Annotated in this window: 27 protein-coding genes and 1 pseudogene; 18 read left to right on the forward strand and 10 right to left on the reverse strand. The window is 67.5% G+C overall.

From position 1 onward, the window contains the following. Nucleotides 1–28: 28 nt before the first annotated feature. Nucleotides 29–1,249: a helix-turn-helix domain-containing protein gene (locus OEJ37_RS23065; protein ID WP_175920238.1), complete on the reverse strand. Its 1,221-nt coding sequence runs from the start codon at nt 1,247–1,249 to the stop codon at nt 29–31. A gap of 114 nt (nt 1,250–1,363) precedes the next feature. On the opposite strand from OEJ37_RS23065, the gene OEJ37_RS23070 reads away from it, so the two are divergent. The 5 genes from OEJ37_RS23070 (at nt 1,364) to guaA (ending at nt 7,051) form a co-directional block, all read left to right on the forward strand. Beyond that, entirely contained in the window at nt 1,364–2,128 is a 765-nt protein-coding gene (locus OEJ37_RS23070; RefSeq protein ID WP_152864432.1) for a DUF899 domain-containing protein, read from the forward strand. Nucleotides 2,129–2,160: 32 nt separating this feature from the next. Further along, nucleotides 2,161–2,967 carry a DUF2182 domain-containing protein gene (locus OEJ37_RS23075; protein ID WP_263345903.1) on the forward strand — a complete coding sequence of 269 codons (807 nt, stop codon included), beginning with the start codon at nt 2,161–2,163 and terminating at the stop codon, nt 2,965–2,967. 290 nt (nt 2,968–3,257) lie between these two features. Next, the gene (gene guaB / locus OEJ37_RS23080) at nt 3,258–4,718 is read left to right on the forward strand and encodes an IMP dehydrogenase (protein ID WP_034181136.1); all 1,461 of its coding nucleotides are present in this window, start codon (nt 3,258–3,260) and stop codon (nt 4,716–4,718) included. Nucleotides 4,719–4,724: 6 nt separating this feature from the next. Continuing rightward, nucleotides 4,725–5,324: a hypothetical protein gene (locus OEJ37_RS23085; RefSeq protein WP_263345906.1), complete on the forward strand. Its 600-nt coding sequence runs from the start codon at nt 4,725–4,727 to the stop codon at nt 5,322–5,324. A 107-nt stretch (nt 5,325–5,431) separates the two neighbouring features. Further along, the gene (gene guaA, locus OEJ37_RS23090; RefSeq protein WP_263345907.1) at nt 5,432–7,051 is read left to right on the forward strand and encodes a glutamine-hydrolyzing GMP synthase; all 1,620 of its coding nucleotides are present in this window, start codon (nt 5,432–5,434) and stop codon (nt 7,049–7,051) included. Nucleotides 7,052–7,254: 203 nt separating this feature from the next. On the opposite strand, the gene OEJ37_RS23095 is transcribed toward guaA, so the two are convergent. From OEJ37_RS23095 to OEJ37_RS23130, 8 genes and pseudogenes are all read right to left on the reverse strand, one after another. Continuing rightward, the gene (locus OEJ37_RS23095) at nt 7,255–7,872 is read right to left on the reverse strand and encodes a PolC-type DNA polymerase III (protein WP_263345910.1); all 618 of its coding nucleotides are present in this window, start codon (nt 7,870–7,872) and stop codon (nt 7,255–7,257) included. Between the two features lie 363 nt (nt 7,873–8,235). Then, nucleotides 8,236–8,703, reverse strand: a complete 468-nt coding sequence (locus OEJ37_RS23100) for an acetyltransferase (RefSeq protein ID WP_263345911.1) — start codon at nt 8,701–8,703, stop codon at nt 8,236–8,238. A 97-nt stretch (nt 8,704–8,800) separates the two neighbouring features. Continuing rightward, a pseudogene (locus OEJ37_RS23105) lies at nt 8,801–9,103 on the reverse strand (NUDIX domain-containing protein); the annotation flags it as partial. Nucleotides 9,104–9,175: 72 nt separating this feature from the next. Continuing rightward, complete coding sequence (locus OEJ37_RS23110; protein ID WP_263345916.1) at nt 9,176–9,517, reverse strand: gamma-butyrobetaine hydroxylase-like domain-containing protein; 342 nt, start codon at nt 9,515–9,517, stop codon at nt 9,176–9,178. Then, nucleotides 9,517–10,515, reverse strand: a complete 999-nt coding sequence (locus tag OEJ37_RS23115; RefSeq protein WP_263345919.1) for a HEAT repeat domain-containing protein — start codon at nt 10,513–10,515, stop codon at nt 9,517–9,519. The genes OEJ37_RS23110 and OEJ37_RS23115 overlap by 1 nt, the downstream gene beginning before the upstream one ends. A 146-nt stretch (nt 10,516–10,661) precedes the next feature. After that, a complete protein-coding gene (locus OEJ37_RS23120) occupies nt 10,662–10,907 on the reverse strand; it encodes a ferredoxin family protein (protein ID WP_175920231.1) in 246 nt (81 codons plus the stop codon). Between the two features lie 11 nt (nt 10,908–10,918). After that, a complete protein-coding gene (locus OEJ37_RS23125) occupies nt 10,919–12,658 on the reverse strand; it encodes a fumarate reductase/succinate dehydrogenase flavoprotein subunit (RefSeq protein ID WP_263345921.1) in 1,740 nt (579 codons plus the stop codon). Further along, nucleotides 12,655–13,425: a GntR family transcriptional regulator gene (locus tag OEJ37_RS23130; RefSeq protein ID WP_263345924.1), complete on the reverse strand. Its 771-nt coding sequence runs from the start codon at nt 13,423–13,425 to the stop codon at nt 12,655–12,657. Before OEJ37_RS23130 ends, OEJ37_RS23125 begins: the two co-directional genes overlap by 4 nt. A gap of 343 nt (nt 13,426–13,768) precedes the next feature. Between OEJ37_RS23130 and OEJ37_RS23135 the strand changes: the two genes are divergently transcribed. The 11 genes from OEJ37_RS23135 (at nt 13,769) to OEJ37_RS23185 (ending at nt 23,946) form a co-directional block, all read left to right on the forward strand. Continuing rightward, nucleotides 13,769–14,980, forward strand: coding sequence for an MFS transporter (locus OEJ37_RS23135; RefSeq protein WP_263345926.1), 1,212 nt, complete (start codon nt 13,769–13,771; stop codon nt 14,978–14,980). A 279-nt stretch (nt 14,981–15,259) separates the two neighbouring features. Further along, nucleotides 15,260–15,661, forward strand: coding sequence for a DnaJ family domain-containing protein (locus OEJ37_RS23140; protein WP_072437118.1), 402 nt, complete (start codon nt 15,260–15,262; stop codon nt 15,659–15,661). Next, nucleotides 15,658–16,254, forward strand: coding sequence for a tRNA adenosine(34) deaminase TadA (gene tadA / locus OEJ37_RS23145; RefSeq protein ID WP_263345929.1), 597 nt, complete (start codon nt 15,658–15,660; stop codon nt 16,252–16,254). The genes OEJ37_RS23140 and tadA overlap by 4 nt, the downstream gene beginning before the upstream one ends. Before the next feature lie 99 nt (nt 16,255–16,353). Continuing rightward, nucleotides 16,354–17,292, forward strand: a complete 939-nt coding sequence (gene ldcA / locus OEJ37_RS23150) for a muramoyltetrapeptide carboxypeptidase (RefSeq protein WP_174420200.1) — start codon at nt 16,354–16,356, stop codon at nt 17,290–17,292. 307 nt (nt 17,293–17,599) lie between these two features. Further along, nucleotides 17,600–18,304 (forward strand): GntR family transcriptional regulator, encoded by a 705-nt coding sequence (locus tag OEJ37_RS23155; RefSeq protein WP_174420199.1) that lies wholly within the window; start codon nt 17,600–17,602, stop codon nt 18,302–18,304. Nucleotides 18,305–18,453: 149 nt separating this feature from the next. Then, complete coding sequence (locus tag OEJ37_RS23160) at nt 18,454–19,938, forward strand: NCS1 family nucleobase:cation symporter-1 (RefSeq protein WP_174420198.1); 1,485 nt, start codon at nt 18,454–18,456, stop codon at nt 19,936–19,938. 10 nt (nt 19,939–19,948) lie between these two features. Then, on the forward strand, nt 19,949–20,740 hold the full coding sequence (locus tag OEJ37_RS23165) for an aspartate/glutamate racemase family protein (protein WP_263345931.1): 792 nt from the start codon (nt 19,949–19,951) through the stop codon (nt 20,738–20,740). A gap of 149 nt (nt 20,741–20,889) precedes the next feature. Further along, nucleotides 20,890–21,843 carry an allantoinase PuuE gene (puuE, locus tag OEJ37_RS23170; RefSeq protein ID WP_175920226.1) on the forward strand — a complete coding sequence of 318 codons (954 nt, stop codon included), beginning with the start codon at nt 20,890–20,892 and terminating at the stop codon, nt 21,841–21,843. Further along, nucleotides 21,840–22,361 (forward strand): 2-oxo-4-hydroxy-4-carboxy-5-ureidoimidazoline decarboxylase, encoded by a 522-nt coding sequence (gene uraD, locus OEJ37_RS23175; RefSeq protein WP_174420195.1) that lies wholly within the window; start codon nt 21,840–21,842, stop codon nt 22,359–22,361. The genes puuE and uraD overlap by 4 nt, the downstream gene beginning before the upstream one ends. A 62-nt stretch (nt 22,362–22,423) precedes the next feature. Then, complete coding sequence (alc, locus tag OEJ37_RS23180; RefSeq protein WP_263345935.1) at nt 22,424–23,437, forward strand: allantoicase; 1,014 nt, start codon at nt 22,424–22,426, stop codon at nt 23,435–23,437. Then, the gene (locus tag OEJ37_RS23185; RefSeq protein WP_175947482.1) at nt 23,434–23,946 is read left to right on the forward strand and encodes an ureidoglycolate lyase; all 513 of its coding nucleotides are present in this window, start codon (nt 23,434–23,436) and stop codon (nt 23,944–23,946) included. Before alc ends, OEJ37_RS23185 begins: the two co-directional genes overlap by 4 nt. A gap of 82 nt (nt 23,947–24,028) precedes the next feature. Here the strand turns inward: OEJ37_RS23185 and OEJ37_RS23190 are convergent, their stop codons facing one another. Beyond that, nucleotides 24,029–24,994 (reverse strand): LysR family transcriptional regulator, encoded by a 966-nt coding sequence (locus tag OEJ37_RS23190; RefSeq protein WP_174420193.1) that lies wholly within the window; start codon nt 24,992–24,994, stop codon nt 24,029–24,031. Nucleotides 24,995–25,146: 152 nt separating this feature from the next. Here OEJ37_RS23190 and OEJ37_RS23195 point away from each other — a divergent pair, with 152 nt between their 5' ends. Continuing rightward, nucleotides 25,147–25,551 (forward strand): RidA family protein, encoded by a 405-nt coding sequence (locus OEJ37_RS23195; RefSeq protein ID WP_174420192.1) that lies wholly within the window; start codon nt 25,147–25,149, stop codon nt 25,549–25,551. A gap of 138 nt (nt 25,552–25,689) precedes the next feature. Then, the gene (locus OEJ37_RS23200) at nt 25,690–26,100 is read left to right on the forward strand and encodes an ACT domain-containing protein (RefSeq protein WP_174420191.1); all 411 of its coding nucleotides are present in this window, start codon (nt 25,690–25,692) and stop codon (nt 26,098–26,100) included. Nucleotides 26,101–26,188: the final 88 nt, after the last annotated feature.

A 26,188-nucleotide genomic window follows, 5' to 3' on the forward strand; every position in this document is an offset into this window, starting at 1 on the left:
CGTCACCTCGTCGTTCGGTGAGGCCATCCTAATCTCCCGGCAGCGGAGCAGGGAGTAACAAGGTCGTCGCGAATCCGGGCAGCGGCGGCGTCATCCAGCGGCGCGCGCGGCCGCGACCGAGCGCCTGCACCTTGGCCGCTTCGGCGAGCGCGTCGAGCGCGCGCTGCACGGTGCGCTGGCTCGCGCCGAGCGCGAGCGCCAGCGCGGAGCTCGACCACGCCTCGCCGTCGGCGAGGAGCGCGAGCACGGCCGCGTGACGATCGTCGACCGGGCGCGCGAGTACGACGGTCTCGCGCACGCCGAGCGGTTCGAGCGCGAAGCCGCGCGGCGTCGCGGTGACGTTCGCGAGCGGCCGCAGCACCGCGCGCAGTCGGCCGATTTCGACGCGCAGGCGCGCGCGATGCGATTCGTCCGCATGTTTCGCACGGAATGCGGCGGCCACGAGCGCGTTTCTCGACACGTCGGCCGGCCATGCTTCGCCGAGCGCGCGGGCGAGCACGAACAGCACGGGGCGGCGCGCGAGCGACACGGTCGTGCGCGCGTCGCGCACCGTGTGGCGGCATGCGTCGACGACGAGCGTATTCGACGCGAACAGCGTCTCGACTTCGTCGAGCTGTACGAGCCGCGACGTGCCGCGCGCGATGAGTCGCGCGGCCGGCGCATCGAGCACGCGCGCGGCGGTGTCGACTTCGGCCGTCAGCGCGGCGATGCCGGCGTCGCGGGCGGCTGCGTGTGCACGGGCGAGCGCCGCGCGGGCCACGTGCGTGCGGATGCGGCGCATCGCGATGCCGGCCGCGATCAGTTCATGGGCGGCGCGCGACGCGGGCGGCAGCGGCGCGGGATCGAGATGCGCGAGCATCCGTTCGGCATCGTCGATGTGACCGATCAGCAGCAGCCGGCGCACGCCGAGATAGCGCGCATGCGCGGCATTCGCGCGATCGCCGTGCGCGTCGAGCGTCGCGCACGCGGCATCGAGCGCGCGCGTCGGCCAGCGGAGGTCGCGCGACGCGAGCGCGATCTCGGCTTCGGCGACGATGCAGCGCGCACGCGCCACGGCTTCCTTTGAGCCGAACGCGCGCGCGGCGCCACGCACGAGTGCCCGCGCACGTTCGAAATCACCGAGCTGCGCCATCGCGATGCCGCGCAGCGCGAGCGCCGGCGCATCGTCGCGCAGCGCGACGCGGTTCAGCGCACCGAGCGCGTCACCGGCCGCGAGCGCGCGCGCGGCCGCGGTGATCAGCGAATCCATCCGAATCCCGACACACTTGTCACTCCCTCCGGCCCGATGCCGAGCACTAATCTAGCACCACGCACACGGCGCCGTACGCCGTGCCCGGATACCCATCGGAAGGAGGAACCCGCAATGACGACCCATCTCACCGGAACGCGCGACGAATGGCTGGCCGAGCGCAGGGCGCTGCTCGAAGCAGAAAAGGCGCTGACGCGGCAAAGCGACGAACTCGCGCGGCGGCGCCAGGCACTGCCGTGGGTGCGCGTCGACAAGACCTACCGGTTCGACACGGAAGACGGACAGGCGACGCTCGACGACCTGTTTCGCGGCCGGTCGCAACTGCTCGTCTATCACTTCATGTTCGGACCCGACTACAAGGCGGGCTGCCCGTCGTGCTCGGCGCTCGCGGACGGCTTCGACGGTTTTGCCGTGCACCTGGCGAACCACGACGTGACGCTCGCGGCCGTTTCGCGCGCGCCGCTCGCGAAGCTGCTCGCGTACCGGCAGCGGATGGGGTGGACCTTCCCGTGGGCGTCGTCGGTCGGCAGCGATTTCAACTTCGACTTCAATGTGTCGTTCACCGAAACGCAGCGGCGCGCGGGCGATGTCGAATACAACTACGCGCGGGCGGGGCACGCGATGGACATGGATCCGCCGCCGGCGCCCGTCGTGCAGTTCGCGGCGACGTGCGGCACCGACGCGGTCACCTATTCGCTGGACCGGCCGGGGATGAGCGCGTTCGTGCGCGAGGACGGCGCCGTCTATCACACGTACTCGACCTATGCGCGCGGGCTCGACGGGTTGTGGGGCATGTACCAGTGGCTCGATCGCGCGCCGCGCGGGCGCAACGAGGCGGGCCCGTGGTGGCGCCGCCACGACGAGTACGCGCGCGGTTGAGCGCGGGCCCCGGCGACGGGCGGGAGCGTGCGATGACACGGCCGGCAACCGACGATCCGGGCCGCGATCGGTGGGCATTCGGCGCGGCGCTCGTCGCCGTGTTCGCCGCCGCCGCGATGGCCGTGCTGGCGCAGCACGCGTCGATGGACGCGATGGGCGGCGAGCCGATGCCCGGCGGCTGGACGCTGTCGACGGCGTGGCTGCGGCCATGCGGATGGGGCGCCGGCCGCGCGTTCGCGGCGTTCGCCGGCATGTGGGGCGCGATGACGGCGACGATGATGCTGCCCGTGCTGGCGCCGACGCTCTGGCGATATCGGCAGAGCGTCGGCCCGCTGGCCGCGGCGCGCTCGGCCTGGCTCGTTGTCGTCGCGGGCGCCGGGTATTTCGCGGTATGGATGGCGCTGGGCGCGGTGGCGTTTCCGCTCGGCGGCGCGCTGACGGCCGCCGCGGCACGGCTGCCGGCGCTTGCCCGCGCGATGCCGTTCGCGGCCGGCGCGGTCGTGCTCGGCGCGGGCGTGTTGCAGTTCTCGGCGTGGAAGGCGCGTCGGCTGGCGTGCTGCCGGCACGCGACGGCGGACCCGCACCGGTCGCGGGTGGCTGCCGGTGCGGCCTGGCGGCACGGCATGCGAACCGCGATGCGTTGCGGCGCCTGTTGCGGGAACCTGATGGCGGTCGCGCTGGCGGCCGGCATGATGGATCTGCGCGTGATGACTGCCGTGACGGTCGCGATTGCCGCCGAGCGCCTGGCGCCGGCCGGCGAGCGTGTTGCGCGGCTTGTCGGTGGCATCGCGATCGGGGGCGGCATCGCGATGATCGCGCGTGCGGCCGGGCTGGTGTAAGACCGGGAAGGCGAGTTGCGTTGCGGGCTGATCCGGCGTGTTGCCGGGCCGCGGGCGACCGGTGCCGTGGCTGCCGTATGGCCCGGCCGAGACAGGCACGGTTGCCGCGGTGCAGCCCGTTGCGCGAATGGCTCGATGCGGCGGCGAAACGAAAGGCGATCGAAAACGAACCGAACGGCGATCCGAACGATTCGGCCCCCGAACGCATGAAAACGGCTAAGCCGTTGTTCGTGTTGTGAAAATTCGCAGCGCTTCGCGTATAATTCGCTTTTGCGCCCATAGGATTTGCCATGCGTCTGATCCAAAAAGCACTCACTTTCGATGACGTGCTCCTCGTTCCCGCCTTCTCCGACGTTCTCCCCCGCGACACCAGCCTCAAGACCAAGCTGACCCGCAACATCTCCCTGAACATGCCGCTCGTGTCCGCCGCCATGGACACGGTCACCGAAGGTCGTCTCGCGATCGCGATGGCGCAGCAGGGTGGCGTCGGTATCGTTCACAAGAACCTCACGCCGGCCGAGCAGGCCCGCGAGGTCGCGAAGGTCAAGCGTTTCGAGTCGGGCGTCGTTCGTGACCCGATCACGGTGCCGCCGCAAATGAAGGTGCGCGACGTGATCGCGCTGTCGCGCCAGCATGGCATCTCGGGTTTCCCGGTCGTCGAAGGCCCGCAGCTCGTCGGCATCGTCACGAACCGCGACCTGCGTTTCGAAACGCGCCTCGATGAGCCGGTCAAGTCGATCATGACGCCGCGCGAGCGCCTCGTCACGGTCAAGGAAGGCACGCCGCTCGCCGAAGCGAAGGCGCTGATGCACAGCCACCGCCTCGAGCGCGTGCTGGTCGTCAACGACGCGTTCGAACTGCGCGGCCTGATGACCGTCAAGGACATCACGAAGCAGACCGAGCACCCGGACGCGTGCAAGGACGAACACGGCAAGCTGCGTGCAGGCGCGGCGGTCGGCGTCGGTCCGGACAACGAAGAGCGCGTCGAGCTGCTGGTGCAGGCCGGCGTCGACGTGATCGTCGTCGATACCGCGCACGGTCACAGCAAGGGTGTGCTCGAGCGCGTCCGCTGGGTCAAGCAGAACTTCCCGCACGTCGAGGTGATCGGCGGCAATATCGCGACGGCGGCCGCTGCGAAGGCGCTCGTCGAATACGGCGCGGATGCGGTCAAGGTCGGTATCGGCCCCGGCTCGATCTGCACGACGCGGATCGTCGCGGGCGTCGGCGTGCCGCAGATCAGCGCGATCGCGAACGTCGCGGAAGCGCTGAAGGGCACCGGCGTGCCGTGCATCGCCGACGGCGGCGTGCGCTTCTCGGGCGACGTGTCGAAGGCCCTCGCGGCCGGCGCGAACGCGGTGATGATGGGCAGCATGCTGGCGGGCACCGAAGAGTCGCCGGGCGACGTGTTCCTGTATCAGGGCCGCCAGTACAAGGCGTACCGCGGCATGGGTTCGGTCGGTGCGATGAAGGACGGCGCGGCAGACCGCTACTTCCAGGACAACTCGGCGAACATCGACAAGCTCGTGCCGGAAGGCATCGAAGGCCGTGTCGCGTACAAGGGCTCGGTCAACGCGATCCTGTTCCAGCTGGTCGGCGGCGTGCGCGCCAGCATGGGCTACTGCGGTTGCCGGACGATCGACGAGCTGCACGACAAGGCCGAATTCGTCCAGATCACCGCGGCGGGCATGCGCGAGTCGCACGTGCACGACGTGCAGATCACGAAGGAAGCGCCGAACTACCACGTGGACTGACCGCCGATGAAACCGCTGCTGCGAGCCGTGCTGATTATCGATGCCGTGCTGCTGCTGTTGTTCGGCGTGTTGTTCGTGCTGACACCCTGGCAGTCGCTTTTCAACGCGCTGCAGCTTGCGAACATCCAGCCGGCGATGCTCGGCCAGGCGTTCGGCATCGCATTGCTCGGGCTCGCGTGGCTCGCGTTTCATGCGGCGTTCAACGGCGATCTCACGGCGCCCGTCGCGCGGTCGGTCGGCCACGTGTACTGGCTGACCGGCGTGCTGACGATCGTCTGGTCGCTCGCCACCGGCAGCGGTCCCGCGCTCGCGGCCGCCGGCCGGGTGCTGTCGGCCGTGGCCGGGGTCGCGCTGATCGTGCTCGGCCTCGGCGGCGTGCGGCTCGCATCGGCCGTGCGCCGGCGCGAGAAGGCGCAGGCGCTCGAGGCGCGCGCACCGGCGCAGCGTCCGGCCGAGCCGGTGATGGCGCCGGCGTCGCCGCCCGCACCGCAGCGTGTCGAACCCGTTGTCAGCCGTCCCGCGGCGCCCGCCGCGCCGTCGTCGGCCGCATCCAGCCAATCGTCAGGCGGCGTCGCACTCGACGAGCGCCCGCCGATGCAGGATTGACCGGCCATGCGTCGCGCGCGCCGCCTGCCGCCCGACGCCGCTGTCCATGCTATTGACGCAGCGCATGATGCGCTGCTTTTCTTATTCTCTTCATCCCGTCCGCAGCCATGCACGACAAAATCCTGATTCTCGACTTCGGTTCGCAAGTCACCCAACTGATTGCGCGGCGCGTGCGTGAAGCGCACGTCTACTGCGAGATCCATCCGAACGATGTGTCCGACGACTTCGTCCGCGAGTTCGCGCCGAAGGCGGTGATCCTGTCGGGCAGCCACGCGAGCACGTACGAAGACCACCAGCTGCGCGCGCCGCAGGCCGTGTGGGATCTCGGCGTGCCGGTGCTCGGCATCTGCTACGGCATGCAGACGATGGCCGTGCAGCTCGGCGGCAAGGTCGAGTGGAGCGACCATCGTGAATTCGGCTATGCGGAAATGCGCGCGCACGGCCATACGCGCCTGCTCGATGGCATCGAGGATTTCACGACGGCCGAAGGCCACGGGATGCTGAAGGTCTGGATGAGCCACGGCGACAAGGTCGCCGAGCTGCCGCCGGGCTTCGCGCTGATGGCGTCGACGCCGAGCTGCCCGATCGCCGGCATGGCCGACGAGGCGCGCGGCTACTACGCGGTGCAGTTCCACCCGGAAGTCACGCACACGGTGAAGGGCCGCCAGATCATCGAACGCTTCGTGCTGCAGATCGCCGGCGCGAAGCCCGACTGGATCATGCGCAACCACATCGAGGAAGCCGTCGCGAAGATCCGCGAGCAGGTCGGTGACGAGGAAGTGATTCTCGGCCTGTCGGGCGGCGTCGATTCGAGCGTCGCGGCCGCGCTGATCCATCGCGCGATCGGCGACCAGCTCACCTGCGTGTTCGTCGACCATGGCCTGCTGCGCCTGAACGAAGGCAAGATGGTGCTCGACATGTTCGAGGGCCGCCTGCATGCGAAGGTCGTGCACGTCGACGCGTCCGATCAGTTCCTCGGCCACCTGGCCGGCGTGACCGATCCGGAAGCGAAGCGCAAGATCATCGGCCGCGAGTTCGTCGAGGTGTTCCAGGCCGAGGCGAAGAAGCTGTCGAAGGCGAAGTGGCTCGCGCAGGGCACGATCTATCCGGACGTGGTCGAATCGGGCGGCACGAAGACGAAGAAGGCGACGACGATCAAGAGCCACCACAACGTCGGCGGCCTGCCGGAAACGCTTGGCCTGAAGCTGCTCGAGCCGCTGCGCGACCTGTTCAAGGACGAAGTGCGCGAGCTGGGCGTCGCGCTCGGCCTGCCGCCGGAGATGGTGTACCGCCATCCGTTCCCGGGTCCGGGCCTCGGCGTGCGGATCCTCGGCGAAGTGAAGCGTGAATACGCGGACCTGCTGCGCCGCGCGGACGCGATCTTCATCGAGGAACTGCGCAACACGACCGCGACCGCGCACGATGCGGCTGCCGGCCTGTGCGGCGAAGCCGATGTCGGCAAGAGCTGGTACGACCTGACGAGCCAGGCGTTCGCGGTGTTCCTGCCGGTGAAGTCGGTCGGCGTGATGGGCGACGGCCGCACGTACGACTACGTGACGTCGCTGCGCGCAGTGCAGACGACCGATTTCATGACCGCACACTGGGCGCACCTGCCGTACGCGCTGCTCGGCCGCGCGTCGAACCGGATCATCAACGAGGTGCGCGGGATCAACCGGGTTGTGTACGACATCTCGGGCAAGCCGCCGGCGACGATCGAGTGGGAGTAAGCATTCCTGCTGAATCGGCGCTTGCTTCCGCTCGCGTCGTCGCGCATTGGTTGATGTCGCGATAGTTCGAAAGCGGATTGCTGGTTCGATTCGTCTGCTGTCCGGACGCAGATTCGGACAAGAAACGGCTTGGCGGTTGCCAAGCCGTTTTGCATTGACGCGTTGGTTGAGTCAGGAGACGTCGTGTCTCCGTTCCTTGGGCCTCATGCGTGCGTTCGCACGAGCGAACGCAAGTACACGGGCACCTTCGCCTTGCTCGTTGTCTGGACGCGTGTCATGAGCGCGTGATCGATGCGATCCAGTCCATAAGTCCGCGCAATGTCGTGCTGCAGCCGGCACCACAGATGACCGGCCATCTCGGCGTCGACCATCGCCCGGTGAGCGCGGCCCGACTTCGGCAACTGCAGCGTGTCGGCCAGGCTCGACAGGCGGTGACTCCGGGCGTCCGGGTAGATACGTCTTGCCACGAGCATCGTGCAAGCAAAGGAATGCTCGGCCGACATGTCGAGAAGCCCGAGCTCTGCTTGCCAAAACCGTTTATCGAAACTGGCGTTATGTGCCACGACGGCATGCTTGCCAATGAACGCTGCGGCTTCTTTCATGACTTTCGACGCCGGGGGAGCCGATGCAATCATGTCGTTCGTGATGCCGGTCAGCGCGACGACATCGGACGGTATGCGTCTGCCCGCATTCATCAAGCTCTGGAAACGGTCGACGACTTGTCCGTCGCGTAGAAGGATGACGGCGATTTCGGTGGCACGGTCGCCCAGATTCGGCGAAAGCCCGGTCGTTTCGAAGTCCAGTACCGCAACGGTTTGCATTGTTGAATCCTATTACTTCATGCGGTGGCGCGTTAGTTTGGCCGAGAGGTTAGCATCTTCGGGCCTGTGCAAGACGCGTTCAGCGCGAGAAGCGATCGTCCTCGCCATGTCACCGCTTGAGATCCTATGCCATGCCGTTGCTGTCAACGTTCCACCCAAAGACTGCGGCGCGATGCCGACCGGTTCAACGGTTTCATGCACCGCGCCTTTGCGATCGTCGAACGCGTGCTGTCGATGCGTCGCGCGTTACGCGAGCCGCGGCTGCGTGTCGCGTGCGTGGAGCGGATGCGGCATTGGCTGGTCGCGTTCGCGTGCCGATACACGTACGACATGAAAGTCGGCTCGATATCACGGAGGCCGGGGTTACACGCATTCCGGTGAGGACGACGGGTGTACCGCGCGATAACGAAGGTGAATCAGCGGATAAGGCCGGCCTTGTCCGTCCAGCGCCGATCGCCCGCAACGCTCGAATCCGAGCCGTTCATAGAACCCCGCTGCCGCTTCGTTTTGCTCGTTGACGTCGGTCGACAGGTCGGGATGGCGCCTGAGTGCTGCTTCGACAAGCAGCCGCCCGACACCCGCGCCGTGGTGAGCGGGATCGACGAACAGCGCTTCCATGTGACTGCCGTCGAGCAGCATGAACCCGATCGCGCGCTCGTCATCATCGACAGCGAGATCGAGCGGCGCGCCGGGCAGAAACGCCACGACTTCGGATTCGATTGCGCGACGGTCGTCGTCGCTCAGGAAGTGGTGCGTTGCATCGACTGCGCTGCGCCAGATATCCAGCACGCGTGTGCCGTCGGCCTCGGTGGACTTGCGAATTCGGATCATGGTTTGACGTGTTGTGGTTCGGAGATCGGCGGTTAGCCGAGACGGTCATGGCCCCGATCGGGCCGCCCGCACCGGATCCGGGAACGACGGTGATGTTTCAAGTAGTTGATGGACGCTGCGCATCGCCAAGGGCTGCGGCCCGTTCGATCGCGCGTCGCGCGACGTCGCGGACACCCGCACTCATCGGCAAGTCGTCGCGATCGAGTTCGTCGAGGCCGAACCAGCGCGCATCGAGCGCATCGTCGACGGCGGCGGGTGTGCCGCGCAACCATCTGCACAGCACCGCGACCATGATGAAATGCTGGCGCACGCCGCCGTCAGCATCGTAATCGAAGGCATCCAGCGCGGTAAAGGCGTCCAGCGCTTCGACGTCGACGGTTGTCTCTTCGGCGGTATCGCGGCGTTCTTGGGTACACGCCGGCGGCGCGCGTCGGGGTGCCGTGTGCCCGATGCAACGGTGGCCCGTCGATGGTCAGCCTGCTGGATCGCCGGATGTACGCACGCAATGCGCCGCGATGTCCGCATCCGTCTCGCGCTTGCCGAGTGCCATCAGATACGGCCACGGGTAGATGCCGCGCGCATGACCGTCGGCGAACAGCGGGCGGATGCCGTAACCGGCCGGTTCCACGCCGTCCAGCGTCAAGTCCGGCTTCGCGTCGACAACGTGTCCGTCGAGCCGGATCTTTCGGCATGCGGCGCATGGGCAGGCGCTGCGCAATCGTGCGTAGCCGATGCGCTGCATGTCGCCGCCTGGCCAGCGCAGCGTCAATGCACGGGCCGCATGATCGAGCGCGATCTCGGTCGGCGGCGTCATTACCTTTCCCCGAGTTGCTCGATCTGTCCGATCGCGATCCGCACCGCTTTGCGCACCTCGGGGTCGCGATCCTCCAGTGCGTCGTGCAGCGCGGGCAGCGTCGCGGGGGCGCGCAATTCGCCGAGCGCAAGCGCGGCTTCCTTGCGCAGATTGCTGATCGCATGCGATAGCAGCGCAACGACGGCCGGCGCCGAGGCAGCATCGCGCAGCTGCCCGAGCGCACGCACGGCACGCAAGCGCACTTGCCAATAATCGTCGTCGAGCGCGGCAACGAGCGGTGCGCGACCGTCCACAACGCGCAGCTTGCCGAGTGTTGCGGCCGCTTCCTCGCGGACCTGCCATGCAGCGTCGCGCAGTGCCGCGAGCAATGCGGTGACGACGGCCGTGTCGCCGGGTGTCGCGAACCCGATCGCACCGACCGCAGCGCGCCGCACGTCGGCATCGGCGTCGGCCGTCGCGATGCGTGCGAGCGGCGGCAGTGCGCGCGAATCCTTGAGCCAGCCGAGCACGGCGACCGCCTCGGCGCGCACGAAAGTGGCGTCGGCGTCGAGCGCGCGCAACGCAGGCGCGAACGAATCGGGATCGCGCAACTCGCGCAGTCCGCGCAGCACGGCGCTGCGCACGAACGGCTCGGGCCGGTCGGCCCAGCCGCACAGCACGGCACCCGATGCCGCGTCCTTAAGTTCGGACAGGCTCTGCGCAGCGGTGGCGCGTACACCGTCGTCCGGATCGAGCAACGCGCGGCACAGCGCGTCGACGACGTCGGGCTGTTCCCATTCGCCGAGGACGCGGGCCGCCTCGCTGCGCACGTCGGCCGACGGGTCGTCGCGCAGCGCCGCGACGAACGCGGGTACGAGAGCGAATTCCTCGAGATCTGCGAGCTTGAGCAGCGCGATGCGGCGCACGGATGCGTCGGGCGCAGCGAGGCGGGCGACGAGCGCGACACGATCCGGATCGTGCGTGCCGGGCAGCAAGGAGGTGGAAGAGAAAGCGGTCATGGGAAAAAGGTCGGTTCGATGAAAGGGCGGCTGCTCACGGAGCGCGGTGCATGGGCGACGCGAACCTGGCGAACGCCGGCCCGGCCGTCACGTCGTCGATGCACGGCCCGCGCGGGCGGCACGACGACGATCGGCCGCGCGCCCGGTCAGCGCAGCAGGTAAGGGATGTCGACCTTGACCGCGCCGGTCGGGCAATCGCGCTCGCAGGGCATGCAGTACCAGCATTCGTCGAACTGCATGTAGGCCTTGCCCTTGGTCACGTCGATCGCGAGCAGGTCGAGCGGGCACACGTCGACGCAGACGGTGCAGCCCTTGTCGGCGATGCACAGTGCGTCGTCGATCGTGACGGGCGCGCTGCTGCGCTGGAAGATGTCGTGCGGGGTATGGGGCACGGTAAGGCTCCTCAAAGTGCGGCCGCGAGCGCGGCGGGTTCGCGGATGCGCAGATGCGCGTAGGCGCCGCGTTCGTCGTCGGCCAGCGGCACGATGTACGGTTCGACCGGCCGTTTCTCGCTGTGCATCGCGCCGTCGGCGTCTTTGCGCAGCCACGTATGGCAGAACCATTCGGCGTCGTTGCGGTGCGGATAGTCGACGCGATGGTGGTACAGCCCCCAGCGGCTCTCGGTGCGGAACAGCGACGCGCGCGCGGCCATTTCCGCGCAGTCGCGGATCGCCCGTACTTCGGCCGCGCGCATCAGTTCGTGAGGATGGCTCGCCTTTATATCTTCGATATCCTGGGTAATTTCGTCAAAACGTTGCAGCCCGATTTCCATCTTGCGCGTCACCTTCGGCGGTTGCAGGTAATCGTTCACCATGCGGCGCAGCTTGTATTCGACCTGAGCGGGCGCCAGGCCACGCTCGCGGAACAGCGGGGCGAGCACGCGGGCGCGCTCGGCATCGACCTGTTCATCGTCCACCGGTGCATGGTCGCGGCCGGCGACGTAGTCGGCCGCGTTCTGCCCGGCGAACCAGCCGTACGTGAAAGCGCCGAGCATGTAGTTGTGCGGGACGGCGGCCATGTCGCCGGCGGCGTAGAGCCCGGGCACGGTCGTCTCCGCGCGTGCGTTCACGTAGACGCCCGACGCACTGTGGCCGCTGCAGAAGCCGATCTCGGAGATGTGCATCTCGACCATCTGGCTGCGGTAGTCGGTCCCGCGCCCCGCATGGAAGCGGCCGCGGCTCGGCCGCTCGTTCGTATGCAGGATCTGCTCGATGGTCCGGATCGTTTCTTCCGCGAGATGGTCGAGCTTCAGGAACACGGGGCCGTTGCCGCTTTGCAGTTCCTGGTAGAACTCCCACATCATCTGGCCGCTCCAGTAGTCGCACTCGATGAAGCGCTCGCCCCGGCCGTTCGCGGTGAAGCCGCCGAGCGGGCCTGTCACGTACGCGCACGCAGGACCGTTGTAGTCCTTGATCAGCGGATTGATCTGGAAGCATTCGAGATTCGCGAGTGCGGCGCCCGCGTGATAGGCCATCGCGTAGCCGTCACCCGCGTTGGTCGGGTTCTCGTACGTGCCCATCAGGTAGCCCGACGCCGGCAGCCCGAGGCGGCCGGCCGCGCCGCAGCAGAGAATCACGGCCTTCGCGCGGATCACGTGAAACTCGGCGGTGCGGCAGTCGAAGCCGAGCACGCCGCTCGCGCGGCCGTGCGCGTCGGTCAGCACGCGCGTCGCGACGATCCGGTTCGTGATCGCGATGCGTGCGCGCTTCAGTTGCCGGTACAACACCTTCTTGATGTCGTGTCCTTCCGGCATCGGCAGCACGTACGAGCCCATGTGATGGACCTTCTTCACCGCATAGTCGCCGGTGCCGTCCTTCTCGAACTTCACGCCCCAGCGGTCGAGCTGCTCGATCGTCGCGAAGCTGTGCGTCGCATACGCGTGCACGGCTTCCTGGTCGACGATGCCGTCGTTGGCGATCGTGATCTCGCGTGTGTACTGCTCGGGCGTCGCATGCCCGGGGATCACCGCGTTGTTCAGGCCGTCCATCCCCATCGAGATCGCGCCGCTGCGCTTCACGTTGGCCTTTTCCAGCAGCAGCACGCGCAGGGACGGGTCGCGCTCCTTCGCCTTGATCGCCGCCATCGGGCCGGCCGTGCCGCCGCCGACCACGACGACGTCGTATTCGTGCACATGGGTATTCATCGCGGGTTCCTTGCAGGTTTGCGCGCCTTCTGCCGGTCGATGCGCAACCGGTACTGGAAGGCGTCGCCGCGGAAGTAGAGGTATTCGTAGTCGATCGGCGCGCCCGACGCGTCGTGCGTGAGGCGCTCGATGCGCAGCACGGGGCTGCTTTCCTCGACGCGCAGCGCGTCGACGATCTCGTCGTCGGCGAGGATCGCGTCGATCGACACGTCGGCATGACCGAGCGGGATGCCGCAGTCGTTTTCCAGGATCAGGAAGATGTCTCGGGCCGCGAGATCGGCGCCCGCAAGGCGCTTGCCTAGCGCTTCGGGCACCCAGGTCTGTTCGAGCGACACGGGCTCGCGGTTCAGCAGCCGCACGCGGTGGATCTCGACGAGCGGCGCGCCTTCCGGCACGTGCAGCTTCGTCGCGAGATGGCGATCGGCCTTCACGGTGCGAAAGCTGCGCAACTGGTTGACGATCTCGTAGCCCATCGACGACATCGCCTCGGCGAAGCCCTGCAGCGACGTCACGTTCTGGAACGCCTTCGGCTTCGACACGAACGTGCCCTTGCCGTGCAGCTTGAACAGCAGGCCTTCCTTTTGCAGGTCGCCGAGCGCCTGGCGCACCGTGATGCGACTGACGTCGAACATCGCGCAGAGTTCGTGCTCGGACGGCATCCGGCTGTGCGGCGCATAGGTGCCGTCGAGAATGCGCGTGCGCAGCGTGTCCTTGATCTGCACGTAGAGCGGGGCCGCCGACAGCGGCACGACGTTGGGTGGGGTCATCGGTCAACTTGTTATGACAAGATGGTCCGAGTGTAGCCAGCGCGATCGCGCGTCCGAACCAACCATTTCTGATTTCGATTTTCCGAATCCGGAAAAGCGGGGCGGCAGGCGGCGGGCCGGAGGGGCGATCCGGTGTCCGGTCTCCGACCGATCCACCCGTCGCCAGCCGAGCGGATTGACCGACAATCGAAAAATTCGCCGGCGTGTGCGCCGTACATGTCGATTTCCCGATGCGTCGCTCGTCGTATCCATGTCGACCGGGCTCGCGACAGCGTCGATGCGACAGCCGGGCAGGCCGCCGCGCGGTTCCCGAGGATTGCCGAAACGAACGAGGAGACGCCAAATGCCGGATTCCCGATACCGCTGGGTGATCGTCGCCGCGGGCGGCCTGATGGGCTGCATCGCGATCGGCGCGATGTTTTCGCTGCCGGTGTTCCTGCGCGCGATTGCGCGCGACACGGGCTGGTCGATGACCGGCATTTCCGGCGCGATGACGCTCGGCTTCATCGCAATGGCCTTTGCGAGCATGGGGTGGGGCAGCCTGTCGGACCGGATTGGCACGCGCGCGGTCGTCGTGACGGGCGCCGTGCTGCTGTCGGCGAGCCTCGCGCTGGCGAGCCGCGCGCCGTCGCTGCTCGCGTTCCAGCTGACCTTCGGCCTTGCCGTCGGCAGCGCGACGGCCGCGGTGTTCGCGCCGATGATGGCGTGCGTGACGGGCTGGTTCGACACGCACCGGAGCCTGGCGGTGTCGCTCGTGTCGGCCGGCATGGGGATGGCGCCGATGACGATGTCGCCGCTGGCCGCGTGGCTCGTGTCGACGCACGACTGGCGCACGTCGATGCTGCTCGTCGCCGCGCTGGCGGCCGTCGTGATGATCCCCGTGTCGCTGCTGGTGCGCCGGGCACCCGCGCTCGACCGTGCGCACGCGGCGCCTGCGCCTGCCGGCGCGCCCGCGGCGATGTCGGTTGCGGACGCGCTGCGCTCGCCGCAGTTCATGGTGCTGCTGCTGACCAATTTCTTCTGCTGTGCGACGCACTCGGGCCCGATTTTCCATACGGTCAGCTACGCGGTGACGTGCGGGATCCCGCTGATCGTCGCGGTGTCGATCTACAGCGTCGAAGGGCTCGCGGGCATGGGCGGCCGGATCGTATTCGGGCTCCTCGGCGATCATGTCGGCGCGAAGCGCATGCTGGTGGCCGGGCTGCTCGCGCAGGCGCTGGGCGCGCTCGGCTACTACTTCGTGCGCACGCTGGACGGGTTCTACGCGGTCGCGACGCTGTTCGGCTTTATCTATGCGGGCGTGATGCCGTTGTATTCGGTGCTCGCGCGCGAGAACTTCCCGCTGCGGATGATGGGCACCGTGATCGGCGGCTGCGCGATGGCCGGCAGCCTTGGCATGGCCGCGGGGCCTGTTGCCGGCGGCCTGATCGTCGATACGTTCGGCGGTTACGGCTGGCTGTACCTCGGTTCGTTCGCGATCGGTCTCGGTGCGTTCCTGATTGCGATGATGTTCCGCCCGTTTGCGAAAGCGCGGCCGGAAACGGTGGCCGCGTGACCCGGCAACGGAAGTGGGGCGACGTCCGTTTTGCCGGATTGGCGACGCCCGGAACGCATCGACGCAGATAAAAAACAGGGCCCGACACCGCCTGCATTTGCCGGTGTCCGGACGGCGCTTCGCTCGCTGCGGCGCAGCAGGCCGGCAACTGGCGCCGATTGGCGCGCATGCGTCACGATTCGGCCCCTAAAAGCACAATATCGAGCATGTATTCGAAGGTCCTGTCATACCCGCGTCACCCTGCTAGAATTCGGCCTGCCGCATTGTTCCCACTGACTGATGAGATTGCTTGACGCCCTGGTCGAACAACGTATTGCCGCCGCCGCCGCGCGGGGCGAGTTCGACGATTTGCCGGGTACCGGCGCGCCGCAGGCGCTGGATGACGACCTGCTCGTGCCCGAGGAGGTGCGGGTGGCCAACCGTATCCTGAAGAACGCGGGCTTCGTGCCGCCGGCCGTCGAGCAATTGCGCGCGCTGCGCAACCTGCATGACGAGGTGCAGGCGGTCAGCGACCGCGCCGCGCGCTGCCGGCTGCAGGCGAAGATCCTGGCGCTCGACATGGCGCTCGAATCGCTGCGCGGCGGCCCGATGGTGATGCCGCGCGACTACTGCCGTCGCATCGCGGAACGCCTGTGCGAGCGCGGGCTCGACGACGCGCCCGCCGAAGCGGGGCCGATGTGACGTCCGACACGCTGCACGACGCAGCCCGATCGGCGGCCGACGCGGCCGCTGAACCCGCCACCCAACCTGCTGTTCCCGAAGCTGCGCCCGTGTCGGCGCGCGACCTGCATTTCATGCGGCTCGCGCAGGCCGCCGCGGAAGAGGCGCGCGCGGCCGGTGAAGTGCCGGTCGGCGCGGTGCTCGTGCGCGGCGACGAAGTGATCGCACGCGGCTTCAACCATCCGATCGGCGGGCACGACCCGTCGGCCCATGCGGAAATGGCGGCGCTGCGCATGGCCGCGCAACATTTGCAGAATTACCGGATGCCCGGCTGCGAGCTGTACGTGACGCTCGAGCCTTGCCTGATGTGCGCGGGTGCGATCATGCACGCGCGCATCGCGCGGGTCGTCTACGGCGCCGCCGATCCGAAGACGGGTGCATGCGGCAGCGTGATCGACGCGTTCGCGAATCCGCAGCTCAACCACCATACCGAAGTGACCGGCGGCGTGCTCGCCGACGAGTGCGGCGCCGCGCTGAAGTCGTTCTTCGCCGAGCGCCGCCGCGCGCTGCGCGAAGCGCGGCAGGCCCGCGACGCCGAAACCGGCGCGTCATAGTCGTGCCGGCCGCGCCTGTCGCTGCGGGCGCGCACGGTTCCCTGAACCGAAGACGGTTCGGACCCTCTAAACAGGTTTGACGACCCGACACCTTTCGCCATGTCCTTCCAGCCCGCCGCGTCCTACACCATCCGCCTGCTGGCGCCGTCCGGTTATCCGCACGATCCCGACGCGATCAATCGCGCGCTCGAACGCCTCAGCATTGCGCAGCAGCGCATCGAGAACATCGAGGCGACGCAGCGGCGCTTCCAGCGTTTCGGCGGCACCGACGGCGAGCGGGCAGGCGACCTGAACCGTCTCGCCGATCCCGAGCGGCCGCTGCCGGACATCGCGCTCGCGGTGCGCGGCGGCTATGGTGCCGCGCGGATCCTGCACGGGCTCGACTATCGCGGGCTCGAGCGCAGGCTGCGCGACCGGCCGGTCGCGCTCGTCGGCCACAGCGATTTCACGGCGATCCAGCTCGCGCTGTACGCGAAGGCGCGCATCAAGACGTTCGGCGGCCCGATGCTGTCCGCCGACTTCGGCGCTGAAACGCCGAGCGACTTCACGATGCAGCACTTCTGGCAGACGCTGACGCAGCCGAGCACGACGATCATCGCCGAAGCACCGCAGGTGCAGACCGTGAACGTGACGGGCACGCTGTGGGGCGGCAACCTCGCGATCCTCACGTCGCTCATCGGCACGCCTTACATGCCCGACATCGAGGGCGGCATCCTGTTCATCGAGGATGTCAACGAACAGCCGTTCCGGATCGAGCGGATGATCTATCAACTGCATCTGTCGGGGCTGCTCGCGCGCCAGCAGGCGCTCGTGCTCGGCCAGTTCACCGGCGCGCGGCCGTTCGAATACGACAACGGCTACGACATGCAGGCGATGATCGACCAGATGCGCGAGACGGTCGGCATTCCGATCGTCACGGGGCTGCAGTTCGGCCACGTGCCCGACCTGCTGACGCTGCCGTTCGGCGCGCAGGCGCAGCTGGTCGCGAATGCGCACGGTTTCCGGCTCACGTTGTCGGACTATCCGCATCTCGGCTGATGCGGGCGCGGTCGATCGAAAGGCGGGGTTCCCGCCTTTTTCTTTATGTAAATGTGCAACTAACGGTCGGAAATTTCGGCTGACGCCGACAGAATCGCCACCGGGTTTTGCACCAGTTTTGTCAACAAAATGACCGGGAGGGTATACGACAAGAACGGCCTCTGTCGTGGCGTTCAGGCTTGATATGCATGGATTTCGCGCATCATGCACCGATTGGGGTCGCGTCCGTGCACGGCGATTGTGCGAAATTCCGGAAAAGAATTGTTGACAATCTTTATGTCCATTCTAGGATGAGGACCATCACGCGATGCAGACCATGAACGAGCCCGATTCCCATCTGTCCGGCACAGCCGGTCCCGAAGCGATCGCCGAGCGGATTCGCACGGCGATCCTCGAGCATCGGCTCGCGCCCGGCGCGAAGCTGACGGAGGCGCAGCTCTGCGACGTGTTCGGCGTGAAGCGCGGGACGATCCGCCAGGCGCTCGCGCAGCTCGCGACCGACAGGCTGGTCGACCTCGAGCCGAACCGCGGCGCGTTCGTCGCGAGCCCGACGCTGCAGGACGTGCACGAAGTGTTCGAGATGCGCCGGATCATCGAGCTCGCCGTGGTCGAGCGGCTCGCGACCGGGCCCGGCGCGAAGCGGCTGAAGGGCGTTGCCGCGCTGATCGACAAGGAACGCAAGGCGTTCGAGCGGCACGACTTCGCGGCATGGATCCGGCTGTCGGGCGAATTCCATACGGCGCTCGCCGCGCTGATGGGCAATGCGACGCTCAGCGAGTGCCTCGAAGGGCTTGTCGCACGCTCGACGCTGATGTCGGCGCTGTATGAATCGCACGGACGCAGTCCGTGTTCGTGCGACGACCACGACGAAATCCTCGCCTCACTGGAGGCGGGGGACCCGAAGCGGGCGGTGACGCTGATGGCGCACCACCTGCAGCATGTCGAACTGAAGATGCTGGACCGGCCCGCGCAAGGGCAGGTCGATTTGCGCGAAGTGTTCGGCGGCGCCTGAGCGGCGACGCGAATCCGGCCGCGCGCCACAGAACGAGAGCAATGCAGGCCTGCGGTGTTCGCCGCGGGCCGCTGGTCCGACTCCGGGCGACGATCCGGAGCGATATCGATGACAGTGGAGCGGCCGGCCGGCCGCGTCAAGGAGAAGTCATGGCTCAGTTCAGTGTGGCGCACGACAGCGCCTATCCGGCGGAAGAAGGCGGCGAGGGCGGCGATCCGACGCTGCCGGGCGGTTACAGTGAACGTCTGTACAACGAAGATTTGGCACCCCTGAAGAATCAGACATGGGGCTCGTACAACATCTTCGCATTCTGGATGTCGGACGTGCACAGCGTCGGCGGCTACGTGTTCGCGGGCAGCCTGTTCGCGCTCGGGCTGACGAGCTGGCAGGTGCTGATCGCGCTGATCGTCGGGATCGGCATCGTGAACCTGCTGTGCAACCTGATCGCACGGCCGAGCCAGCAGATCGGCGTGCCGTATCCGGTCGCGTGCCGCGCGACGTTCGGCGTGCTCGGCGCGAACGTGCCGGCCGTGATCCGCGGGCTGATCGCGATCGCGTGGTACGGTATCCAGACCTATCTCGCGTCGAGCGCGCTGGTGATCGTCGTGCTGAAGTTCTTCCCGCAATGGCTGCCGTACGCGGACGTGCATCGCTACGGCTTCCTCGGGCTGTCCGCGGTCGGCTGGGCCGGGTTCATGCTGCTGTGGGTGCTGCAGGCGTTCGTGTTCTGGAACGGGATGGAGACGATCAAGAAGTTCATCGACTTCGCGGGCCCGGCCGTCTATGTCGTGATGTTCATCCTCGCCGGCTACATGGTATGGCGCGCGGGCTGGCGCAACATCGGCATCAACCTCGGCGGCGTCAAGTATCACGGCGCGGAAGTGATCCCCGTAATGATCACGGCCGTGTCGCTGGTCGTGTCGTACTTCTCCGGGCCGATGCTGAACTTCGGCGATTTCTCGCGCTACTGCCGCTCGTTCGGCGAAGTGAAACGCGGCAATTTCTGGGGGCTGCCCGTCAACTTCCTCGCGTTCTCGCTCGTCACGGTGATCACGACGGCCGCGACGCTGCCGGTGTTCGGCGAACTCATCACCGATCCCGTCGAGACGGTCGGCCGCATCGACCATCCGACCGCGGTGATCCTCGGCGCGCTGACGTTCACGATCGCGACGATCGGCATCAACATCGTCGCGAACTTCGTGTCGCCCGCGTTCGACTTCTCGAACGTCGCGCCGCGGCTGATCAGCTGGCGCGCGGGCGGGATGCTCGCGGCCGTCGCGTCGATCTTCATCACGCCGTGGAACCTGTTCAACAACCCGGCCGTGATCCATTACACGCTCGACGTGCTCGGCGCGTTCATCGGCCCGCTGTACGGCGTGCTGATCGCCGACTTCTATCTCGTCAAGCGCGGCCGGCTCGTGCGCGACGACCTGTACACGATGTCGGAGAGCGGCACCTACTGGTACACGGGCGGCGTGAACCGCCGCGCGCTCGCCGCGCTGCTGCCGGCCGCGGTGATCGCGGTCGCCTGCGTGATGGTGCCGGGCTGGCAGGGCGTCGCGAACTTCTCGTGGTTCATCGGCGCGGGGCTCGGCTTCGTGTTCTACCGGCTGCTCGTGAGCGCGAAGGCTTGAGGAGCATGCGATGAAGATCCGGCTGATCAATCCGAATACGACGCAGCGGATGACCGATGCGATGGGCGGCTGCGCGCGCGACGTCGCGGCCGCGGGCACGGAGATCGTCGCGGTGAGCCCGTCGATGGGGCCGCCGTCGATCGAAGGGTATTACGACGAGGCGCTCGCGACGCCCGGGCTGCTCGCCGAGATCGCGCAGGGCGAGCGCGACGGCTGCGACGCGTACGTGATCGCGTGCTTCGGCGATCCGGGCCTCTACGCGGCGCGCGAGCTCGCGCGCGGGCCGGTGATCGGCATCGCCGAGGCCGCGATGCATGCGGCGAGCGTGCTCGCGCCCGGCTTCTCGGTCGTCACGACGCTCGCGCGCACCTGCGGGATGGCGTGGCACCTGGCTGAACGCTACGGGATGAAGCGGTTCTGCCGCAACGTGCGCGCGACCGACGTCGCGGTGCTCGAACTCGACCGGCCGGGCTCGGCCGCGCGACGGATCATCGTCGACGAATGCCGGCGCGCGCTCGACGAGGACGGCGCGGACGCGATCGTGCTCGGCTGCGCGGGGATGGCCGAATTCGCGCACGAGATCGAGCAGCAGATCGGGGCACCGGTGGTCGAGGGCGTCACGGCGGCCGTCAAGTGGGCCGAGGCGCTCGTTTCGCTGCGCCTCGCGACCGCGAAGCGCGGCGACTACGCGCGGCCGCTGCCGAAGCGCTACGACGGCGCATTCGCCCGCTTCAGCCCGCCGGATGGGGATGCGGCGGAGCCCGTCCCGAATTTGCCGCAACCGCACATACACACCGTCTGACACGCACTATCTGCGCCGCTGTATGGGCGCGTCCGGACGTTTTCGCTACACTGGGCCGTCAACGCATCGGCCCGCGCGGCCGGCCTGCGGCATCCGCGCGGTCGATGCGAACCCATTATTTCAGCGAAACCTTCGCCGCACTTCGAACCATGTCACTCGATCCCAACTATCCTCGCGACCTGATCGGCTACGGCCGCCATCCCGTGCAGGCGAACTGGCCGGGGCGCGCCCGCGTCGCCGTGCAATTCGTGCTGAACTACGAGGAGGGCGGCGAGAACTGCGTGCTGCACGGCGATCCGGGCTCCGAGCAGTTCCTGTCGGAAATCGTCGGCGCGGCCGCGTATCCGGATCGCCACATGAGCATGGAGTCGATCTACGAATACGGTTCGCGGGCCGGCGTGTGGCGCATCCTGCGCGAATTCGAGAAGCGCGGGTTGCCGCTGACGGTATTCGGCGTCGGCATGGCGATCGAGCGTCACCCGGAGCTCGCGCGCGCGTTCGTCGAACTCGGCCATGAGATCGCGTGCCACGGCTGGCGCTGGATCCACTACCAGAGCATGACGCCCGAACTCGAGGCCGAGCACATGCGTCTCGGGATGGAAGCGATCGAGCGTGTGACGGGCGAGCGTCCGCTCGGCTGGTATACCGGCCGCGACAGCCCCAATACGCACCGCCTGGTCGCGGAATACGGCGGCTTCCTTTACGACTCCGACAACTACGGCGACGACCTGCCGTTCTGGATGGACGTCGCCGTGTCGGGCGGCGGCACGTCGCCGCAACTGATCGTGCCGTACACGCTCGACACGAACGACATGCGTTTCGCGACGCCGCAGGGCTTCAACACCGGCGATCACTTCTTCGACTATCTGCGCGACGCGTTCGACGTGCTGTACGCAGAGGGCGACGAGGCGCCGAAGATGCTGTCGATCGGCATGCACTGCCGGCTGCTCGGCCGGCCGGGCCGATTCCGCGGGCTGCAGCGGTTCCTCGATCACATCGAGAAGCACGAGCGCGTATGGGTGACGCGCCGTGTCGATATCGCGCGTCACTGGCGTGAACATCATCCGTATCAGCCCAATCATCGAAACGAAGGGAAAGCATGAAGGCGATGCGTTACACGTTGAGTCAACTGAACACGATGGCGCCGAGCGCATTCGTCGCGGCGCTGTCGGGGATTTTCGAGCATTCGCCGTGGGTGGCCGAGGTCGCCGCGGGCGAGCGGCCGTTCGCGAGCATCGACGCGCTGCACAAGACGATGTCGGGCGCGGTGGAAACGGGCGGAGAACTGCGCCAGCTCGCGCTGATCAACGCTCACCCGGAGCTGGCCGGCAAGGCCGCCGTGCGCGGCGAGCTGACGGCGGAGTCGACGCGCGAGCAGAGCGGCGCGGGCCTCGACCAGTGCACGCAGGAAGAATTCGACAAGCTGCTGACGCTGAACCGCACGTATCGCGAGAAGTTCGGCTTCCCGTTCATCCTCGCGGTGCGCGGCTACGACCGGCACGGCATCATCGCGAACTTCGAGTCGCGCGTGAATCACTCGCGCGCCGAGGAACTGCGCGCGAGCCTCGACCAGATCTACCGGATCGCGCGCTTCCGCCTCGACGACCTGATCGACGCCTGACACCGCGATACGGCCTGCTGCGTCGCGGCGGCCGGATCGCATCACTGAAACAAGGAAATATCATGGCTGTTCCGCTTCTCGATCCCAACGCACCCGAATTCACGCGGCGCTACGTGAATCTTGCCGACCCGCGTCTCGGTGCGCAGGCGCTCGAAGCCAGCGACGATTTCTTCGCGCCGAAGGACCGGATGCTGAACCCCGAGCCGGCCGTGTTCATTCCCGGCAAGTACGACGACCACGGCAAGTGGATGGACGGCTGGGAGACGCGCCGCAAGCGCACGACGGGCTACGACTGGTGCATCGTCAAGCTCGCGCGTCCTGGCGTGATCAAGGGCTTCGACATCGACACGAGCCACTTCACCGGCAACTTTCCGCCGGCCGCGTCGATCGAGGCCGGCTTCGTGGCCGACGGCGCGCCGACGCATGCGACCGAGTGGGTCGAGATCGTGCCGTCGACGACGCTGCAGGGCAACAGCCATCATTACGTCGAAGCGAGCGACGCACGTGCATTCACGCACCTGCGCGTGAACATCTATCCGGACGGCGGCATTGCGCGCCTGCGCGTGTACGGCCAGCCGCAGCTCGACTGGGCCGGTGCGAGCGCGACCGAGCAGTTCGATCTCGCGGCGATGGAGAACGGCGGTTATGTCGTGGCCGCGAACAACCAGCATTTCGGCGTCGCGTCGAACCTGCTGCTGCCGGGCCGCGGCGTGAACATGGGCGACGGCTGGGAAACCCGTCGCCGCCGCGAACCGGGCAACGACTGGGCGATCATCGCGCTCGCGCAGCCGGGCGTGATCCGCAAGATCGAAGTCGATACCGCGTTCTTCAAGGGCAACTACCCGGATCGCTGCTCGATCCAGGCCGCTTATGTGTCGGGCGGCACCGACAGCTCGCTGATCACGCAGTCGATGTTCTGGCCGGTTCTGCTCGGCGAACAGAAGCTGCAGATGGACAAGCAGCACTACTTCGAAGCCGACATCGCGTCGCTCGGCCCCGTCACGCACGTGCGACTGAACATCATTCCGGACGGCGGTGTGTCGCGCCTGCGTCTGTGGGGAACGCTCGACAAATGAAGACGCTTGTTATCGAACCGCTGACCAAGGAAGCGTTCGCGTCGTTCGGCGACGTGATCGAAACGGAAGGCGCGAAGCAGATCCCGATCAACCTCGGCACGACGATCCGCTTTCACGATCTCGCGAACGTCGACGTGACCGACGAAGAGGGCCGCACGCTCGTCAACCTGTTCCGCGGCCAGCCGCGCGCGCTGCCGTTCGAAGTGAAGATGCTCGAGCGGCACCCGCTCGGCAGCCAGGCGTTCGTGCCGCTGAACGACCAGCCGTATCTCGTCGTCGTGGCGCCCGCGGGCGATCTCGATCCGGCGAAGATCCGCGCGTTCGTGACGAGCGGCTGGCAGGGCGTCAACTATGCGAAGGGCGTGTGGCATCACCCGCTGATCGCGCTCGGCGGCGTCAGCGACTTCATCGTCGTGGATCGGGGCGGTGATGGCCTGAACCTCAACGAGCAGGATCTGCAGGAATCGCTGTGGCTCACCGACGAGGCGCTAACCGCGCTGACCGCCTGAGTCGCTGGCGTTTCCGCGCCAGCTCGTCGAAACCCGCGCATGTTGCGCGGGTTTTTTTATGTGTCGCGCGTTTTCGCGCGATTCAGGTTGCCACGGCCTTGCCCGTGTTGCGCGAACCGTTGCCGCCGCGACGCCGGTTCGCGACCGGCGCATGCTGCGCCATCAGGTCGGCGATCCAGTCGACGAAGACGCGCAGCTTCGCGCTGACGTGCCGGTTCGGCGGAAACGCGACGTACATCGGCATCGGTTCGAGCTGCCACGCGTCGAACAGCGGCACCAGTTCACCACGCGCGCGATGCGCGGCAGCCATGTAGTCGGGTAGCCACAGAATGCCCAGCCCGGCGAGGCCGGCCTCGAGGTACGCGTTGCCGTCGTCGACGGCGAGCACGTAGCGCCCGCGCACGTCGACGCGCTCGCCGTCGCATTCCATCGCGAACGGCAGCGCCTTGCCGGTACGCGCCCACAGGAAGCCGACGATCCGGTGATGCGTGTCTTCCAGTTCGTTCGGATGCGACGGCGTGCCGGCGCGCGCGAGATAGGCCGGCGACGCGTACACGCCGAGCCGCAGGTCGCCGACGCGACGCGCGACCAGCGAACGGTCGGCCGGTTCGCCGCCGCGCACGACGCAGTCGACGTTCTCGCCGATCACGTCCACCACGCGGTCGCTCACGCCCATGTCGAGCTGGATGTCCGGATAGTGCGCATGGAACGCAGGCAGCGCGGGGATCAGGATCAGGCGCGCGAACGGGCTCGGCACGTCCACGCGCAGCCGCCCGCGGGGCGACGCGGACGCTGCGGACAGGCTCGTTTCGGCATCGTCCATGTCGGCCAGCAGCCGCACCACGCGCTCGTAGTATGCGGCGCCGTCGGCGGTGACGACGACCTTGCGCGTCGTGCGGTTGAACAGCTTCACGCGCAGCCGCGCTTCGAGCTGCTGCACCAGTTGCGTGACGGTGGTGCGGCTCATGTGCAGCGTCTCGGCCGCCTTCGTGAAGCTGCCGGCTTCCACCACGCGGGCGAACGCCTGCATTGCGTCGAATCGATCCATCGGGTCAGGGCTCCGCGTCGGTCGGAAATTGTTTGGTGCGTGCAAACAGTGTTGGACAGGGTTGCCGGTTTATCCGCCGGGCAACGGTCCTTAAAGTGCCTTCATCGTTGATGCAGGGGCGGCTTCGCCCCACTGACTGATGGAGGTGTTGGATGGCAAAGCGTAGCGTAGTTTTCCCGCCCGGTCGCCGGGCGCTGTATGAGCGCAACCGCTATTCGCCGGCGCTGCGCTCGAACGGTTTCCTGTTCGTGTCCGGGCAGGTCGGCAGCCGCGACGACGGTTCGCCCGAGCCGGAGCTGGGCGCGCAGGTCCGCCGCGCGTTCGACAACCTGAACGCGGTGCTGCGTGCGGCCGGCTGCACGTTCGACGATGTCGTCGACGTGACGGTGTTCCTCGTCGACCCCGAAGCGACGTTCGAGCGGATCTGGGAGATTGTCCCCGAGTATTGGGGCGACGCGCCGCACCCGACGCTGACCGCCGTCGGCGTGACCTGGCTGTACGGCTTCCAGTTCGAGATCAAGGCGATCGCGCGGCTGCCGGAGTCCGTCGACGGGTGAGGTGGCCGGCAGCGCACCCGCGTTCCGAGGCTGGCTTGCGGACGAAGTCGCGGCGGTGCGTGCATGGCGCCGTCATCGCGCGTGCTATCGTGCCCGCATCGCCACCGCACGACGTCCTGTTCCGGACGTATTCCTCCGATGAGCCAACCTGAAAACGACCTCGCGATCCTGCTGCGCACGATGCAACCCGAACTGCATCCGGGCGCATTCGCGTTCGTCTCGCTGCCGACCGATGCAGACGTATCGTTATCCGAAACGATTGCAACGTTCCGCGAAGCGGAAGGGCTGACGATAGTGGTCGGCGACGAGATGGCGTCGCGTCGCGGCTGGCCCGTGCTGTTCCGCGCCGCGTGGATCACGCTGACCGTGCATTCCGATCTCGCGGCCGTCGGCCTCACGGCGGCGTTCGCGCGGGCGCTCGGCGCGGCCGGGATCAGTTGCAACGTGATGGCGGCCGCGTATCACGACCACATCTTCGTGCCGTTCGACGACGGTCCGCGCGCACTCGAGGCGCTCGTCGCGCTTCAGCGCGACGCGATGCACGGCTAGCGCGCGGCGCATTCGGGACACGCAAAAAAACGGGCCCGTCATCGGGCCCGCGAACGGAGAGGATTGCGCCGGCAATCGGCGCACGGCG

This window comes from Burkholderia sp. BKH01, assembly GCF_025685725.1.
Taxonomy (GTDB): Bacteria; Pseudomonadota; Gammaproteobacteria; order Burkholderiales; family Burkholderiaceae; genus Burkholderia; species Burkholderia pyrrocinia_C.